This is a genomic window from Streptomyces sp. NBC_01477, assembly GCF_036227245.1.
GTDB lineage: Bacteria > Actinomycetota > Actinomycetes > Streptomycetales > Streptomycetaceae > Actinacidiphila.
On the sequence record NZ_CP109445.1, the window covers coordinates 1159327 to 1174591 of the forward strand.

Consider the following 15265-nt stretch of genomic DNA (forward strand, 5'->3'; position numbering starts at 1 on the left):
GCTAGGCGGACCTGACGGCGTCCTCCTGCTGGTCCAGGGCCGCGAGGACGGCCTCGATCAGCAGCCCGGGCTTCTCGTTGAACTCGTCGAAGCCGATGGCCCGTACCGAGCCGACGCGGCTGAGCCCCTTGAGGAGGTGACTCGCCGAGTCCACGAAGGGCTGCGGGGTGATGAGCACGATGGGCCGCCCCAGGGCCGTGGCCCAGCCGAGTTCGATGTGGGTGCCGTCCGTCCGGTGCAGGGTCCGATCGGGCAGGACCGGGAGAATCGGCACGAAGATGTCGCATTTCTTCATCCACTGGAAATCCCGCACCGACACCTGTTCGGGCGTGAAAGCCGCCGTCTCCGCGCCGAACTTCTCGGCCACATGCGCCGAGAAGACATTTCCGCCGTGCTCGCGGACCGCGCCGATCGCCCGGAGGAACGTGTCCCGTAGGGCGCCGGGGAAGCCCTGGGCAATGGCGTGCTGTATCGGCCCTCCGATGAAGACATCGAACCCCGCGAGCAGGCCCCGATGGTTCGCGGCAGAGTCCATTTCGTCGACACTCTCCTCTGTGAAGGGGGATCGGTGTTCTCCGCCCGGGCGGAATTCTCCGGAATACCGGGAATCCCGTCCCCGGCCGTCGGCCGATTCAGCCGGCGGCGCCGCAGCCCGCCTGCGCGCGACGGCCCCTGCCGGGCGGCAGCGGCGGCCGGGCGGGAGCCGCGCCGGGCGATCGGTCGTCGCCCGCGACGCGGAATCGCGCGGGACCGAGGTGTCCCCGGGCGGCCCCGCGGGCGCCCGGGCCTGCCCGACCGCCCGGCGTGTCGTGCCGCGAGCTGCCCGTTCGGGCATTCGGGCCGGGGACCGCGTGCCCGCCGCGCGGCTGCGCGGGGGGATCGGGCAGGGCGCGGCCCGCTCGTCCGGACGCGGCCGGCGTACGGTCGGGCGCGCACGCGAAGACGGCGGGCGCGGTTGCCCGTTGGGACAGCGGTGGGTGCCCGCACCGGGAGGACGACCACCGAGCGGCTTCGTCTACGGCCATACCCCTCAGTCGACACGGTCTCGTCCGGCGGAGTCCAACACCGGTAAGCTGTGGGACGACAGTGGTCCGCTGTGACAGCAGGTGGGGATGGTGACGGAGACTGTGGCGCTGTATGGCTTTGCTTACTGCGGGCTCATGCTCGACGCGTGCAATTCCGTGGAATAGCGCATATGGAACTTGATTTACGCCTCATACGCTATGCGGTGATCCTGGCAGATGAGTTGCACTTCGGGCGTGCCGCTCAAAAGTTACTGATTGCCCAGCAGACGTTGTCCTCGCAGATCGTCCAGCTCGAAGCCGGGCTGGGGGTCGTGCTGTTCATCCGGGACCGCCGTCATGTCGAGCTGACACCGGCCGGGAAGTTGTTCGTCGACCGCGGCCGGCGGCTGCTCGCCGAGGCCCGGAACATGGTCGTGGAGTTCAGCAGGACCGCGCCGCTGCTGCGGGTCGACGTGATCACCGAGGGCCTGCCCACCACCGACCTGATCGCGCGGCAACTGCGCTCGCGCTTGCCCGAGGTGACGCTGGAGGTCGTGCAGGGGCAGGGTTTCACCGTCGCCGTGACGAGTCTCGTCCAGGGCAGGACCGACCTCGCCTTCGGCCGGGTGAACGGCCTCGACGGCCCCCTGCCCAAGGCGCTCCAGCACCGGTTGGTGCGGCTGGAGCCGATGGGCGTGGTCCTGCCCGCGGACCACGGGCTGGCCGGGCGCGACGCCGTCCGGATGGCGGAGCTGGCCGATCACCCGCTGCTGCTGCACATCGCGGAGGAGGCGGCCGACTGGCAGGACTGGAACGAGCAGGTCGTCGCCGAATTCGGCCTGGAGGTCGGGTACCGCATGCGCGGGCACGGCCGCAGCGCGGCCAACGCGGCGGTGGCCGCCTACCGCGCCCCGTCGCTGGGGCCGCTGCTCGCACCGGCCGCCGACGGCGTGGTGGTGCGGCCGGTGGTCGACCCGGTACCGGTCTATCCCTTCTCGGCGGTCTGGCGGTCGGGGCGGCCGAGCAGGCCGCTGGACGGCGCCATCACCGCCGTCCGCGGCATCGCCGACGAGAGCGGCTGGCTGGAGCCGCCGCCCCGGGAGTGGTGGATGCCCGCCGCCGACCACACCTGACCGGCGTGTTCACGGCGACGCGACGGCGCCCGGCCGCACCTGGCGCCCCGGCCCGGGTGCGGTCCGGCCTGCGGCCCGCCGCCGTCAGCCGGCCGCCAGGATCTGCACGCCGTGCGCCATGATCCGCTCGACCACCGGATGGCCGGGGCCGGCGTCGGTGATCAGGCCGCTGATCTCCGCCCAGGGCAGGACCCGGAAGCGGGAGGCGGTGCCGATCTTCTCGGACGAGGCGAGGATCCAGGTGTCCGCGGACCGGGCGGCCAGGGCGCGCTTCATCGCGGCCTCCTCGGCGTCGCCGGTGGTCAGTCCGGCCTCCGGGTGGACGCCGCTGACGCCGAGCAGGCACAGGTCGGCGGAGACGTTCTGGGCGGCCTCGACCGCGGCCGCGCCGCAGGCGACCGCCGAGTGCTTGAAGACCCGGCCGCCGAGCAGGAAGACCTCGGCCAGCGGATGGCCGAGCAGCGCGGCCGCGGTCGTCGGGCTGTGGGTGATGACGGTGCAGGCGAGGTCCTGCGGGAGCGCGCGGACCACGGCCAGCGCGGTGGTGCCGCCGTCGAGGATCAGCGCGCCGCCGGGCCGCACGAGAGCGACGGCCGCCGCGGCGACCTTCCGCTTTCCGCCGGGGGCGACGGCCTGCCGGGAGGCGTAGTCCGCGGCGGCCGGGGAGACGGGCAGTGCCCCGCCGTAGACCCGCTGGCAGCGTCCCTCGGCGGCGAGGTCGCGCAGATCGCGGCGCACGCTGTCCTCGGAGATGCCCAGGCCGGCGGCGACGTCCTTGGCGACGATCTTGCCCTCGCGAGCGAGCAGGCCCAGCAGGTGGTCGCGCCGTTCAGCAGCCAGCATGCACACTCTCTCCCGTTCTTGCACGTTTCTGCGTGTATCGTAGCGCGCCATGACCGACAAGCCGACACCCCTCCCCGTCGCCGGCCCGTACCGCCCCGGCGTCGACACCCCCGACCACCGCGGGCGTACCGGACTCGACCGCGCCGGGCGCGGTCTGGACCGGAACCCCGACGTGGTGGTCCGCGACGTGGAGCTGACGTCGCAGGGCTGGCACGTGCTGCGCCGCACCACCTTCGACTACCGGCGGCGGGACGGGCGCTGGGTCACCCAGCAGCGCGAGACGTACGACCGCGGCAACGGCGCGGTCGTCCTGCCGTACGACGCCGAGCGCGGCCGTGTGCTGCTCACCCGTCAGTTCCGCTACCCGGCCTACGTCAACGGCCACCCCGACGGCATGCTGATCGAGGCCGCGGCCGGGCTGCTCGACGGTGACGCCCCGCTCGCCGCCGTCCGGCGCGAGGCCGCCGAGGAACTCGGGGTCACGCTCGGCCCGCTCACCCACGTCCTCGACGCCTACATGAGCCCCGGCTCCGTCACCGAACGCCTGCACTTCTACGCGGCGCCCTACACCCCGGCCGACCGGACCGGACAGGGCGGCGGGCTGGAGGAGGACGGCGAGGACATCGACGTCGTCGACGTGCCCTTCGCCGACGCCCTCGCCATGGTCCGCGACGGGCGCATCGCCGACGGCAAGACCGTGCTGCTCCTGCAATGGGCCGCCCTGGACGGACCCTTCGCCGCCGCGGCGGCCACCCGCTGACCGACCCCGGCCGGACCCGCTCCGGGGACGGGCGGTCGTCCGGCTACTGCACCCTGCCAGGGCCCCTCAACTCCGGTGCCTGGCGCAGGATCTCCAGTTCCAGGTGCTGGAGCGCGGGGCTGGGCGAGATGCCCAGGTCCTCCACCATGGTCTTCTGGTGGTCCCGCAGCACCGACAGCGCGTTGGCCTGCCGGCCCGCCCGGTACAGCGCGAGGCTCAGCAGTTCGCAGCCGTACTCGCGCAGCGGGTGGGCCTGGGTGAAGGCCACCAGTTCGGGCACCGCCAGTTCGTGGTTGCCCACCGCGATCAGCGTCGCACAGCGGCCCTCGATCATCGACAGGCGCAGTTCCTCCAGACGTACGGCCGCCGGTGTGACGTGCCGGGCCGCCACCTCCGCGTACGCCTCACCGCGCCACAGCGCGAGGCCGGCCTCGAACGCGTACAGCGCCCGCTGCGGATCGCCCCGGTCCAGCGCCCGCCACCCGGCGGTGGCGCACTCCCCGAAGCGGTGCGCGTCGACCTCGACGGCCCGGCTGTCCAGCAGATAGCTCCGGCCGCGCGTGCACAGCACCGTCGACGGGGCGCGCGGCGCCCGGTGCGGTTCCAGCGCGCGCCGCAGATTGGCGATGTAGGCGTGCAGCGAAGTGGTCGCCGACTGCGGCGGCCGGCCGTCCCACAGCGCTTCCACCAGGACGTCGATCGAGACCGGCTGGCCCACCTGGCTCACCAGCAGGGCGAGCGCCGCACGCTGCTTGGGCGTGCCCAGGTCCACCCACCGGCCGCCGACGGCCACCTCGATCGGGCCGAGGACCCGGATCTCGACCTCGGCGGCGGTGGGGTGCGGGGCGCGGGCGGGTCCGTCCCCGGCGCCCGGCGCGGGGCGGCGCGCCGGATCGGCCGGGTCCTGGCCGTATCCGGCGGCGCCCTCGAAGCGGTCGTCCCGCTCCGAGGGGCTGACGTCGAGCTCCAGCGCCTTGCTGACGTACTGCTTGAGCGTCTCGTTGGCCCGCCGCAACTCCCGGACCTCGCGTTCGAGTTCCGCTATGCGCCGCGCGCTGCCGGCGCTCCCCCCGCTCTCCCGCGGCCCCGGCGGTTCCGCGACGGCCTGTGGTCCGCGTCCCTCGACGGCCACCGGGGCGGCGGTCAGGGTGCCGCGGCGGTCTTCTCTGTCCATCGTTGTCGCACGCATGGATACTGCCCCCGTAAGTTGTGTGCGGTTGCTCACCGGCCGCTGAGCGTGGACACCCGGTCGTCGTGGTCGCCCGCCGCCGGCAGGGCGTCGTCCCGGCGCAGGAAGAGCTTGCCGGGCCACCACATCCAGCGGCCCACGTCCAGGGTGAGCGCGGTGACCAGCACCGAGCGGACCACGAGGGTGTCCAGCAGCACCCCGAAGGCCACCGCGAAGCCCAGTTCCGCCGCGAAGACCAGCGGCAGTGACGCCATCGCCCCGAAGGTGCCGGCGAGCACCACGCCCGCCGAGGTGATCACCCCGCCGGTGGAGGACAGGCCGGTCAGCGCGGCGCGCCGGGTGCCCTGCCGCAGCGCGTCCTCGCGGATCCGGGTGACCAGGAAGATGTTGTAGTCGATGCCCAGGGCGACCAGGAAGACGAAGGCGAGCAGCGGGAAGGACGCGTCGGCACCGGCGAAGCCGAAGACGTGCTCGAACATCAGGCTGCTCACCCCGAGGGCCGCGCCGAACGACAGCAGCACCGTCGCCATCAGCAGCAGCGGCGCGACCACCGCCCGCAGCAGCGCCGCCAGGATGAGCAGCACCACCACCAGCACGAGCGGGATGACCACCTTGTTGTCGCGGGCCGCCGCGTCCTCGGTGTCCACCATGACCGCGGTGCTGCCGCCGACCTGCGCGTCCGCGCCGTCGATCCGGTGGACCGCGCCGCGGGCCCGGTCGACGGTACGCATCGCCGCCTCGCTGCTGGGCTCGTCCTTCAACTGGGCGAGCAGGACCGCCCCGTCGCCCTTGACCACCGGGTCCGCGACGCCGGCGATCCCGGGCACCCCGGCCAGCGCCGCCTTGACCCGGTCGGCCGCGCCGGCCCTGGCCACCACGTAGACGGGGTCGCCGGATCCGGCGGGGAAGTGCTCGGCGCGGACGTCCTCGCCGACCGCCATCTGCGGTGTGTTCGTGAACTGGTCCTTGTTGGCCAGGCCGGAGGCGTCGAGCCCGAGGGCGCCGAGCGCCAGGGCCCCGAGCACGAGCACGGTGCCCGCCCACACCAGGCGCGGGCGGCCGGAGACGGCCTTCCCGACCCGGCTCCAGACGCTCTCCTTGCGCGTCGCCCCCGCGGCCCCGTACACCGGTCTCACCGGCCAGAAGACCCACCGGCCGCAGACGACGAGCAGGGCGGGCATCAGGGTGACCATGGTGAGCAGGCCGACCAGGATGCCGATGGCGCAGGCCGGGCCCATGCCCTTGGTGGAGTTCAGGTCGGCGAGCATCAGCAGCATCAGGCTGACCGCGACGGTCGCCGCGCTGGCCACGATCGCCGGGCCCGAGCGGTGGAGGGCCTCCGCCATCGCCTCGTGCCGGTCCTCGTGGCGCAGCAGTTCCTCCCGGTAGCGGGAGATCAGCAGCAGGGCGTAGTCGGTGGCGGCGCCGAAGACGAGCACGGTCAGGATGAAGCTGCTCTGCTTGTTGACGACCAGCCCGGCGTGCTCGGCCAGCAGGTAGATCAGCGCCTCCGCCACGACCAGGGCCACGCCGACGGTGATCAGCGGCAGCAGGGGCAGCAGCGGGCTGCGGTAGGTGAACAGCAGGATCACGATGACGACCAGCGCGGTGATCGTGGTCAGGGTGCCGCCGCCGCCGAACGCCTTGATCGAGTCGGCGCCGTAGCCGGCCGGTCCCGCGACGTGGAAGCCGAGGCCGTCAGGTCCCTGCCGGCCGACCTCGGTCATCCGGTCGACCACTGTGCCGAGCCCTTCCCAGCCGGAGTTGTCCTTGTGGACCTGGACGACGGTCTGGATGGCCTTGCCGTCCTGGGACTCGACCGGGCCCTGCGGGGCGCCCACGACGTTGTCGATGCCCTGGAACGCCTTGGCGTCCGCCCGCGCCTTGGACAGGTCGGCGGCGGTGACCCCGGTGGCCCGGTCGTAGACCACGATCGCGGGCACGGTGTCGGCGGGCATCAGCTTCTCGGCGCGCTCGACGACCGCGGTGGACTCCGCGTTGCCGGGCAGCCAGGCCGAGTTGTCGTTCTGCTCCGCGCCGGAGAGCTTCCCTGCCAGCATCAGTGCGGGAACCAGCAGGACGGCCCAGATCGCGAGGACGACCCACTTGCCCACGCTTCCACTGGGCAAGGCGGCCAGTTTTCGCATCATGCCGGTTCCTCCGTGTGGTGTGGGGGTGAGAGATGGTGCGCAGCGGGATTCCAGGGCGCCCGACGAGGTGTCAGGCGGTCCGGACACAGGTCGGGACGCCGGTCACCGCACTGCGGGGAGCACGGCCTGCGGGTCGGCGAGCCGGGCGCGGACGTGCCCGAGGGCGAGCAGCACCGGGATGTCGGTGAGCAGCGGGAAGTGGTAGGCGAAGGGGCGGGGGCCGACCATGTCGGGCGGGCCGCCGTAGCTGCCGTCGGCCTTCTGCTGGGCGAGCAGCCAGGTCAGGGCGCGGCCGAGGGGCCGCGGGTCGTCGGCGTAGCAGAGCGCGATCAGGCCGTACGCGGTGCTGACGTCGTCGCTGGGGTCGCCGGGCTGCATGCCCCAGCCGCCGTCGGTGTTCTGCGTCTCGCGCACCGTCTGCTCGATCCGCGCGGCCATGGCGGCGGCGCGCGGGTCGTCCTGCCCCGCCGTGCAGGCGGCGAGCCGGACCCGGAAGAGGCTGTGCAGGCGGCTGCGGCTCCAGCCCGGCTCGAAGCTGCCGTCGGCGTGCTGGCTGTCGGCGAGGAAGGCCAGTGCCTTGTCCCGGACCGGCGCGGTGGCGGGGTGCGGGGCGAGCGCGCAGACCGCGGCGGCCGTCATGCACGGCTCGGAGGAGGCGCCCGCGACGTAGGTCGGGAAGCCGCCGTCCGCGCCCTGCACGGCGAGCAGCGCGTCCACCCCGCGCCGCACGGCCCCGGCGTGCGTGACCGGGTCGACGGCCTGGAGGAGTTCCAGGGCGCAGGAGGTGTCGTCGACGTCGTTCTGCGCGACGAGCGGCGACATCGACCAGCCGCCGGTCAGCGGCGCGCCCCGGGAGAGCGAGCGCAGCCGGGCGCCGCCCTGGTGGGCGCCGAGCATCGCCGTCATGCGGCGCAGCAGCGCCGGGTCCGCGCCCGCCGCGTGCAGGGCGAGACCGCCGGTGGCCGTGCACCAGTTGTCCATCGCCAGCACGAACGGGAAGCCGCCGTCGGGGCGCTGATGGCGCAGCAGTGTCTCCAGGCCGCGCCGCACGGTCTCCTCCTGGCCGGGCACCCCGGCGAGCGCGTGCAGCGCCAGCAGGTGCATCAGCGCGTAGCCCTCCCACACCGTGGTGGCGGGGTCGGTGGCCAGCAGGGTGCCGAGCGCGGCCTCGGTGGAGCGGTTCCTGACGCCCATGGCGCCGGCCAGGATCAGCGTGATGGACGCCTGCTGCACGGCGGCCCAGGAGTGCAGCGGGTCGGTGGGGGCCTGCCCGCCGCCCGGGAGTTCGGCGTCGGCCGGCAGCGGGCAGCCGAGCACGCAGAGCACCGCGTAGACCATCAGGCGGCGGCGGACGGAGATGAAGCCCGGCGCGGCGGCCAGGACGCCGGACGCCAGGGTGCCGACGAGCGCGCTGTCGCCGCCGGTCTCCCGGCCCGCGGCTCCCCCGACGGCCAGCGAGGCGAGCACCGCGTCGAGCCGGTCCGCGGACTGCCGGTGGGGACGCAGGTAGGCCAGGAGGCGGTCCCGGGCCGGGGAGTGGGCGCCGGTCCGCGTCATCAGCGAGAGCGCGAGCGCGGACTCCAGCACTCTGCTCTCGCAGTGCCCGCGCAGGGCGCCGTCGGGATCGGCTCTGCCGCTGACGTGCGCGACCAGCCGGGATGTGGCCCGGTGCACCACGTCGGGGTGGATCTCCTCGGGCAGTTGCAGCGCGGCCGGCCGCGCAGGGGTGGCGATCTTCATGGAGTGCTCCTGTCTGGGCCGGACCGAACCGGCCGGGATGGCCTCATGGCACGACGACCGGCCCGGCCCCGCGGGAGGGGGATCCCCGCGCGGGGCCGGGCGCCGGTCAGCGGACGCTCTGCGCGAACCGGAAGAACCGGTACGGGTCGTACTTCTCCTTGACCCGGGCCAGCCGCGCGTAGTTCTCGGCGTAGTAGGAGCGCCGCCACCCGGTCAGGCGCGGGTCGATGAAGTTCTGGTAGGTCTCGCCGTTGGAGTAGGGGTCGATCACCGCGAAGCCGCCGTCGACGTAGCTCCAGGCGGCGGCCTCGGCCTCCTGGGAGATCGGCGCGACGGCGTCCGAGGTGAGGTAGCTGACCGAGAAGAGGCTGTCGCGGTGGACGTAGGCGGTGGCGTCGCGGGCCGGGGTGTTGGCCTGGCCGCCGAGGGCGGAGATCTGCAACTGACGCATCTGCCCGGCGAAGCGGTGCGCGTCGAAGGCCTCCAGTGCCTTGGCCCAGCCGTCGCGCGGCATCGACTGCTCGAACAGGCGGCTGCGCCAGGCGCCGAACGCCGGGCGCTGGATCTGCCCGCCGGGTGAGGTGTCGACGCGGTGGCACTGCTGCACCGACAGTTCGGTGCACTGGTAGAGCTGCATCAGGACCGACCGGTAGGGGGCGGTGAACTTCTGCTGGAACACCGGGGGCCGGCCGACCAGCGAGGTCAGGCGGGCGATCTCGGTGTCGAACCCGGGGCCGGTGTCCACCGAGGCGAGGAAGACCGAGGCGGTCGGCACGGTGCCGGGGCCCGCGTCGGTGAGCGTGACGTTGACGCCGCTGCCGATCGTCCAGGGCGCGTCGGGCAGCCAGCGGGCCCAGCCGTCCAGCATGTCCAGGGCCTGGTCGAAGGTCCACACCAGGTTGACGGCGGCCACGTTGGTCAGCGGCGAGGGGGTGACGTCGTAGGAGGTCACGATGCCGAAGTTGCCGCCACCGCCGCCGCGCAGGGCCCAGAACAGGTCCTTGTGGCTGTTCGGCGAGGCGGTGACGGTCCGCCCGTCGGCCAGGACCACCTGCGCCGAGGTCACCTTGTCGGAGGCGATGCCGATGCTGCGGGTGAACAGGCCCATGCCGCCGCCCTGGAAGAACCCGCCGGCCGCGACGGTGGGGCAGTAGCCGCCGGAGATGCCGAGGCCGGCCGGCGCGAGGGTGTCCATGATGTCGATGAGCTGGGCGCCGGGCCCGATCTTCACCGAACCGTTGCCGGGCACCACGGAGTTGAGCCGGGAGACGTCGATGACCAGGCCGCGGGTGGTGGAGTAGCCGCCCGCGCTGTGGCCGCCGCTGCGCGCGGCGACGGGGATGCCCTGGGCCTCGGCGAAGCGGATGCACGCGGCGACGTCGGCGGCCGAGGCGCAGTAGGCGACCGCCTTGGGGCTGGTGGCGTCGAACTGGACCTGGTAGAGCTGCTTGGCCTTCTGGTAGTCCGCGTCGGACGGGAGCACCAGGTGTCCCTGGAGCCGGTCGGCGAGCCGGCTCCACTTGGTGCCCGAGGCATTGGCCTTGGCCTGGGTGGCGCCGGCCAGCGCCGTCGCGGCCAGCGCCGCACCACCGGTGCCGGCGAGGAATGACCTTCTGTTGATCATGCTGTTCCTACCGTGTTCTTCAGGGCGTTCCTCAGGGAGGACGCCTGATGGGGCGGCTTGATGGGCGGGACGGTGCGCGGGGTCACGGGACCTGGTGGCCCAGGACGAGGGAGAGCGCCTCGGTCAGGGCGCCCGCCGGGTCCGCCTCGGTACCGGTGGCGCGCCAGGCCACGTGCTGGTCGGGCCGGACCAGGACGGCGCCCGCCCCGCCGGTCTCGCGCAGCCGCTGCCAGGCGCCGTCGGCGTCGGCGTACTCGGCCCCCTCGCCGATCAGGACCGCGGTCACCGGGACGGAGAGCTTCCCGGCCGCCAGCGCGGCGGCCTCGGCCCATGCCGCGCCGTCCGCCCCGGTGATCAGGACGAAGCCGGTGCCGGACCCGACCAGGTCGTGGGTGGACACCCGCCGGCCGTCCCGCTCGATCCACGCGTGCGGCAGCAGATGACCCGGGCGGGTGGTGGGCCGGTACACGTCGCCCAGCGGCGACCGGGCGGGCAGGCGGCTGCCGTCCGGGACGACCGCGCCCTGCTCGTAGCCGAATCCGGCCTCCACGTCGAGCGCCTGGCACTCGCCGCGGTGGGTGGCGAAGATCTCCGCCGCGCGGGCGCGCTGCGCGGCGCCGACCGGGGTCGGCGCGAAGTAGCCGAAGAACATCTGGGTACGGCGCTCCGGCGGCACGTGCGGGCCGAGGCCGAGGGCGGCGTCGATGACCACCTGGTGGTGCGCCGCGGCGGACATCGCCCAGCCCAGGTTGTGCCGGCCGACGGGCCGGCGCTCGGCCTCGTACGCGTCGAGCAGGCTGTCGCCCGCACTGCCGGACAGGACCGCGGCGAGCTTCCAGGCGAGGTTGTGCGCGTCCTGGATGCCGGTGTTCAGGCCGAGGCCGACGGCGGGAGGCTGGCGGTGGGCGGCGTCGCCGGCCAGGAACACCCTGCCGTACCGGTAGCGCTCGGCGAGCACCGCCTCCACGGTCCAGCTGGTCACCTCGTGCAGGGTCAGCTCCAGCTCGGGCAGGCCGAGCACCTCGCGGATACGGGCGGTGACCGCCTGCTCGTCGGTGCGGTCGATGCCGGTGAGGGGCAGGTGCAGGCCCCACTCCTCGCAGTGCCTGCCCCAGGTCGGGCCCATCTCGATGAGGGCGCTCGACAGGTCCGGGCGGTAGGGGTTGAGGAACCAGGTGATGATCGAGCCCTCGTTCCACCACGGCGACAGATCGGCGGAGAAGTACGCCGTGGTGGCGTCGAACAGGGCGGGCAGGCCCTCCATGCGCACACCGAGAGCGGAGCCGACCGTACGGCCGCCGTCCGCCGCGATCACGTAGCGCGCCCTGACCGTCGTGGTCTCGCCGGTCCCGGTGGAGCGGATCTCGGCGGTGACGCTCCCGCCGTCCTCGTCCTCGGCCAGCGACACCAGCTCGTGGCCGAACAGGATCCCGCCGGGGTTGCGCTGCTCGGCGTGGCGGCGCAGCACCGGTTCGAGGCGCAGCTGCGGCAGCTTGACCGGAAGCACGGGACCGGCCGCCTCGTACGCCTCGCGCAGCGCGCCGCCGCCGAAGCCGTCCATCTCGTGGATGACCCGCCCGTCCAGCGGTCCCTGGCCGGTGAGCGTGGTCTGCCAGCGGACCGTGCCGAACTGCTCGGGCCCGGCTCCCGGTCTCGACACGTCGTCCGCCAGTCCGTGCTGGCGGAAGACCCCCATGGTGCGCTGGTTGAGGTAGTGCGCCTTCGGCAGGCGCGAGGTGTCCGCGCGGCGCTCCACCAGCAGATGGCCGACGCCGTGGTCGGACAGGAAGACGGAGGCGGACAGGCCGGTGCCGCCGCCGCCCACGATCAGTACCGGGACTTCTACGGTGCCCAAGGTTTCGTCCTTCCGGAAGTAAGGCCCGAGGGGCAGGCAGCATCCAACTTCCGCCGTGCCGTGGAGAGGTGAGGAAGACGAGCGACGAGAAGAGAGCCGAGGAGGAGGGCGGGCGGGGCTAGACCGGGTCCGCGAGGGCGCCCTCGGGCAGCTGCATGATCTCCGGCACTCCGGAACCCCACCGGTAGTAGGCCTGGAGCTTGTAATATTCGCCGTCGGGCTGGGAGGCGACGGCGTAGACGAACTTCGTGTGCGGGTCGGCGCGCCGCACGTGCCGCACGAACAGCTCGATCCGGTCGTCGAGTTCGACGGGGAGACCGGACGGGTCGGTCGTCGCCACGGCGAAGCTGATCCGCTCGATCGCCGGGTTGTCCCAGCTGAGGGTCACGTAGAGGCCGAAGATCTCGCGGCCGAGCCGGAGCATCTGCTCGGTGGGCTCTGCCTGGCCGATCTCGCGGAGCATCGACCGCAGCGACTCGGGGGCGAAGCCGTCGGCGGGCGGCTCGCCCATGTAGATGTTGACGGTGCGGTGGCGGTAGTCGATGCCGATCAGGCCCACGGTGTCGCCCAGGCCGTGCCGGGCGATGAAGTCGAGGCTCCGGCCCAGGCTCGGCGGCATCGACGGGATGCCGGCCAGCTCGGCGACCCCCTGGAGGGCGGTCCTGGGCAGCACCACCCAGATCTTCTTGAACCCCCCGACGACACCGAAGTCGATGCCGTAGCCGTCGACGGGGCAGTGCTCGCGGATGTCCGCGAGCAGCCGGGAGACAGGGTGGTCCGTCCTCTCCAACAGCCCGCTGTCCACGGCGAGTTCGTACGGGTCGACGTCCTGCGGCACCGTGAACCGGCAGTCCAGCTCGCCCGCGCGCTCGGCGCCGGTCGAGACCCGGAACGCGACCACCGCCCGGGCGAGGTCCCCCCCGTACAGGTTCAGGATGCGCAGCACCGTGTCGCGCGGGTACTCCACCTCCAGCAGGCCGGCCGCTTCCTCGATGGCCGAGTGGAGGGCCTTCACCGCGTCTTCCTGAGTGATCAGCGCCGCCTCACTCATGGCGGTCACCATCCATAGGCTTCATGGCGGGCAGCCTCAGCCACCGATCTTGAACAGACCTCTCACACGGCTTGTCGCCGGCTTGGCGCGGGGTCGCCGGCGAAGGTCGCCGGGTCACCGGGGGAGTTCCGTTCGGGGCAGCTCGCCCGCGTACAGCAGGACCAGCGGGTGGAAGCGGTAGCGGTCCTCGCCGAGGGCGCCGCCGGGCTCGGAGGAGAGCAGGCAGGCGTCGACGAGTTCTTCCAGGGCGCCTTCCGCCTCGGCCAGGCCGGTCACCTCGCCCGCGAGCCGGGCGGTGAAGGGGCCGGGTCCCAGCGCCGCGAGCCAGGGCAGGACGGCCGCGGTGGCCGGGCTCAGCCGGGACAGGGCGCGGTCGAGGGTACGGGTCAGTGCCAGGCCGCCGTAGGAGAAGGCGGCGAGCCGGGAGCGCGGGTCGGCCAGCTGGGCGGCGAGCCGGGCCACCGGCCAGTGCGGGCGGGCGGCGAGCCGGGCGCCCACGATCCGCACCGCCAGCGGCAGCCCGGCGCAGTAGCGCACCAGGTCGCGTGCCGCCGGGAGTTCGGCCCGGACACGGCCGGCGCCCACGGTCTCGGCGAGCAGCGCCACCGCGTCCTCGTCGCCCAGCGGTTCCAGCGGGACGGTGGAGGAGGCGGGCACGGTCACCAGCCGGGTCCTGCTGGTGATGAGCAGTGCGGTGTCCGGGCTCGCGGGCAGCAGCGGGGCCAACTGCGCGTCGCCCGTCGCGTCGTCCAGCACGACGAGCAGCCGGGAGGCGGCGGTCCTGGCACGGTAGCGGCGCACCAGGTCGCCCAGTTCGTGCCCGGCCGCCCGCCCGGCGTCCGCGGTGTCCCCCAGCGCCGAGAGGATCTCCGCGAGCACGGCTGCGGGAGGGCGGGCGGCTCCGTCGGCGTCCTGGAGGTCGGCGTGCACCACCCCGTCGGGGAAGGCCTGGGCGCAGCCGTGGGCCACTTCGGCGGCCAGGGCCGTCTTGCCGCTGCCGGGCATCCCGGTGACCAGCGCCGCCCTGAGCCGGGAGCCCTGGCCCGAGGGGCGGCGCAGCAGCAGCGACCTGAGCCGGGCCGCCTCGGCGGTGCGCCCGGTGACCACCGCTGCCCGCACGGGCAGCAGGACGAGCGGCTTGCGCCGGGCGGCGGCGCCCTCGCCGCGCAGCATCCGCAGATAGGCCTTTCTGAGCTGCGGTCCCGGCACCACGCCGAGCTGCTCGTCGAGGATCCGGCGGCCCTCGCCGTACACCTGGACGGCCTCCGCCTGCCGGTCGCAGCGGTGCAGTGCCGTGATGAGGTGGGCGCGCAGATTCTCCTCCATGGGGAAGCGGGCCACCAGGGAGAGGAGTTCGGGTACCAGGGAGCGGTGCCGGCCGAGTGCCAGATCCGCCTGGATCCGGCGTTCCAGTGCCTCGGCCCGCAGGAATTCCAGGCGTGGCCGCTCGAACTGCAGGAGGTGCTCGCTCACATTGTCCAGGGCGTGGCCGCTCCAACAGCCGAGCGCGCTGCCGAGCAGCCGGCCCGCCTCCTCGTGGCGGTTCTCCTTCAGGGCCTGGCGGCCCAGCCGGTCGAGCCGCTCGAAGGAGAACAGATCGACCTCGGCGTCCTTGACGTCGAGGGCGTATCCCGGGCCTTTCCGGGATATTTGCGCCGCTTTCCCGAGGACTTTTCTGAGCCGGGAGACATAGGTGTAGATCTGGGAGTTCGAGGTGTGCGGCGGCGCGTCCCCCCACAGCGCCGCGCTCAGCCGCCCGTCGGCGACCAGGGCACCCCGCGCCAGCAGCAGTACGGCGAGCACGGTGTGGATCTTCGTCCCGGGCAGCGGGACCGCCGTACCCGCACGGGTCACGGAGACCGGTCCCAGCAAACGGAATTCAAGCATCCCGGGCGCTTCCGCGCCCGGGTCGTCCG

General features: G+C 73.5%; 11 protein-coding genes. 2 read left to right on the forward strand and 9 right to left on the reverse strand.

The annotated features are described in order from the left end of the window. Position 1: 1 nt before the first annotated feature. Positions 2-535 (reverse strand): hypothetical protein, encoded by a 534-nt coding sequence (locus tag OHA86_RS04520; RefSeq protein ID WP_329172687.1) that lies wholly within the window; start codon positions 533-535, stop codon positions 2-4. Positions 536-1195: 660 nt separating this feature from the next. Here OHA86_RS04520 and OHA86_RS04525 point away from each other — a divergent pair. After that, entirely contained in the window at positions 1196-2137 is a 942-nt protein-coding gene (locus OHA86_RS04525) for a LysR family transcriptional regulator (protein WP_329172688.1), read from the forward strand. Positions 2138-2221: 84 nt separating this feature from the next. On the opposite strand, the gene OHA86_RS04530 is transcribed toward OHA86_RS04525, so the two are convergent. After that, complete coding sequence (locus OHA86_RS04530; RefSeq protein WP_329172689.1) at positions 2222-2980, reverse strand: DeoR/GlpR family DNA-binding transcription regulator; 759 nt, start codon at positions 2978-2980, stop codon at positions 2222-2224. Between the two features lie 49 nt (positions 2981-3029). Here OHA86_RS04530 and OHA86_RS04535 point away from each other — a divergent pair, with 49 nt between their 5' ends. Then, positions 3030-3740, forward strand: coding sequence for an NUDIX domain-containing protein (locus OHA86_RS04535; RefSeq protein ID WP_329172690.1), 711 nt, complete (start codon positions 3030-3032; stop codon positions 3738-3740). Between the two features lie 43 nt (positions 3741-3783). Here the strand turns inward: OHA86_RS04535 and OHA86_RS04540 are convergent, their stop codons facing one another. The 7 genes from OHA86_RS04540 to OHA86_RS04570 all read right to left on the reverse strand — a co-directional run bounded on the left by OHA86_RS04540 (position 3784) and on the right by OHA86_RS04570 (position 15236). Next, a complete protein-coding gene (locus OHA86_RS04540) occupies positions 3784-4914 on the reverse strand; it encodes an AfsR/SARP family transcriptional regulator (RefSeq protein WP_329172691.1) in 1131 nt (376 codons plus the stop codon). Positions 4915-4961: 47 nt separating this feature from the next. Further along, the gene (locus OHA86_RS04545; RefSeq protein WP_329172692.1) at positions 4962-7079 is read right to left on the reverse strand and encodes an MMPL family transporter; all 2118 of its coding nucleotides are present in this window, start codon (positions 7077-7079) and stop codon (positions 4962-4964) included. 102 nt (positions 7080-7181) lie between these two features. Then, positions 7182-8819, reverse strand: coding sequence for a prenyltransferase/squalene oxidase repeat-containing protein (locus tag OHA86_RS04550; protein ID WP_329172694.1), 1638 nt, complete (start codon positions 8817-8819; stop codon positions 7182-7184). A 106-nt stretch (positions 8820-8925) separates the two neighbouring features. After that, positions 8926-10443, reverse strand: coding sequence for an FAD-binding oxidoreductase (locus tag OHA86_RS04555; protein WP_329172695.1), 1518 nt, complete (start codon positions 10441-10443; stop codon positions 8926-8928). A gap of 82 nt (positions 10444-10525) precedes the next feature. Continuing rightward, positions 10526-12298, reverse strand: a complete 1773-nt coding sequence (locus OHA86_RS04560; RefSeq protein ID WP_329172696.1) for an FAD-dependent monooxygenase — start codon at positions 12296-12298, stop codon at positions 10526-10528. Positions 12299-12416: 118 nt separating this feature from the next. Beyond that, positions 12417-13349: an aromatic prenyltransferase gene (locus tag OHA86_RS04565; protein WP_329172698.1), complete on the reverse strand. Its 933-nt coding sequence runs from the start codon at positions 13347-13349 to the stop codon at positions 12417-12419. A 114-nt stretch (positions 13350-13463) separates the two neighbouring features. Continuing rightward, complete coding sequence (locus OHA86_RS04570) at positions 13464-15236, reverse strand: AfsR/SARP family transcriptional regulator (RefSeq protein ID WP_329172700.1); 1773 nt, start codon at positions 15234-15236, stop codon at positions 13464-13466. Between the last annotated feature and the right edge of the window lie 29 nt (positions 15237-15265).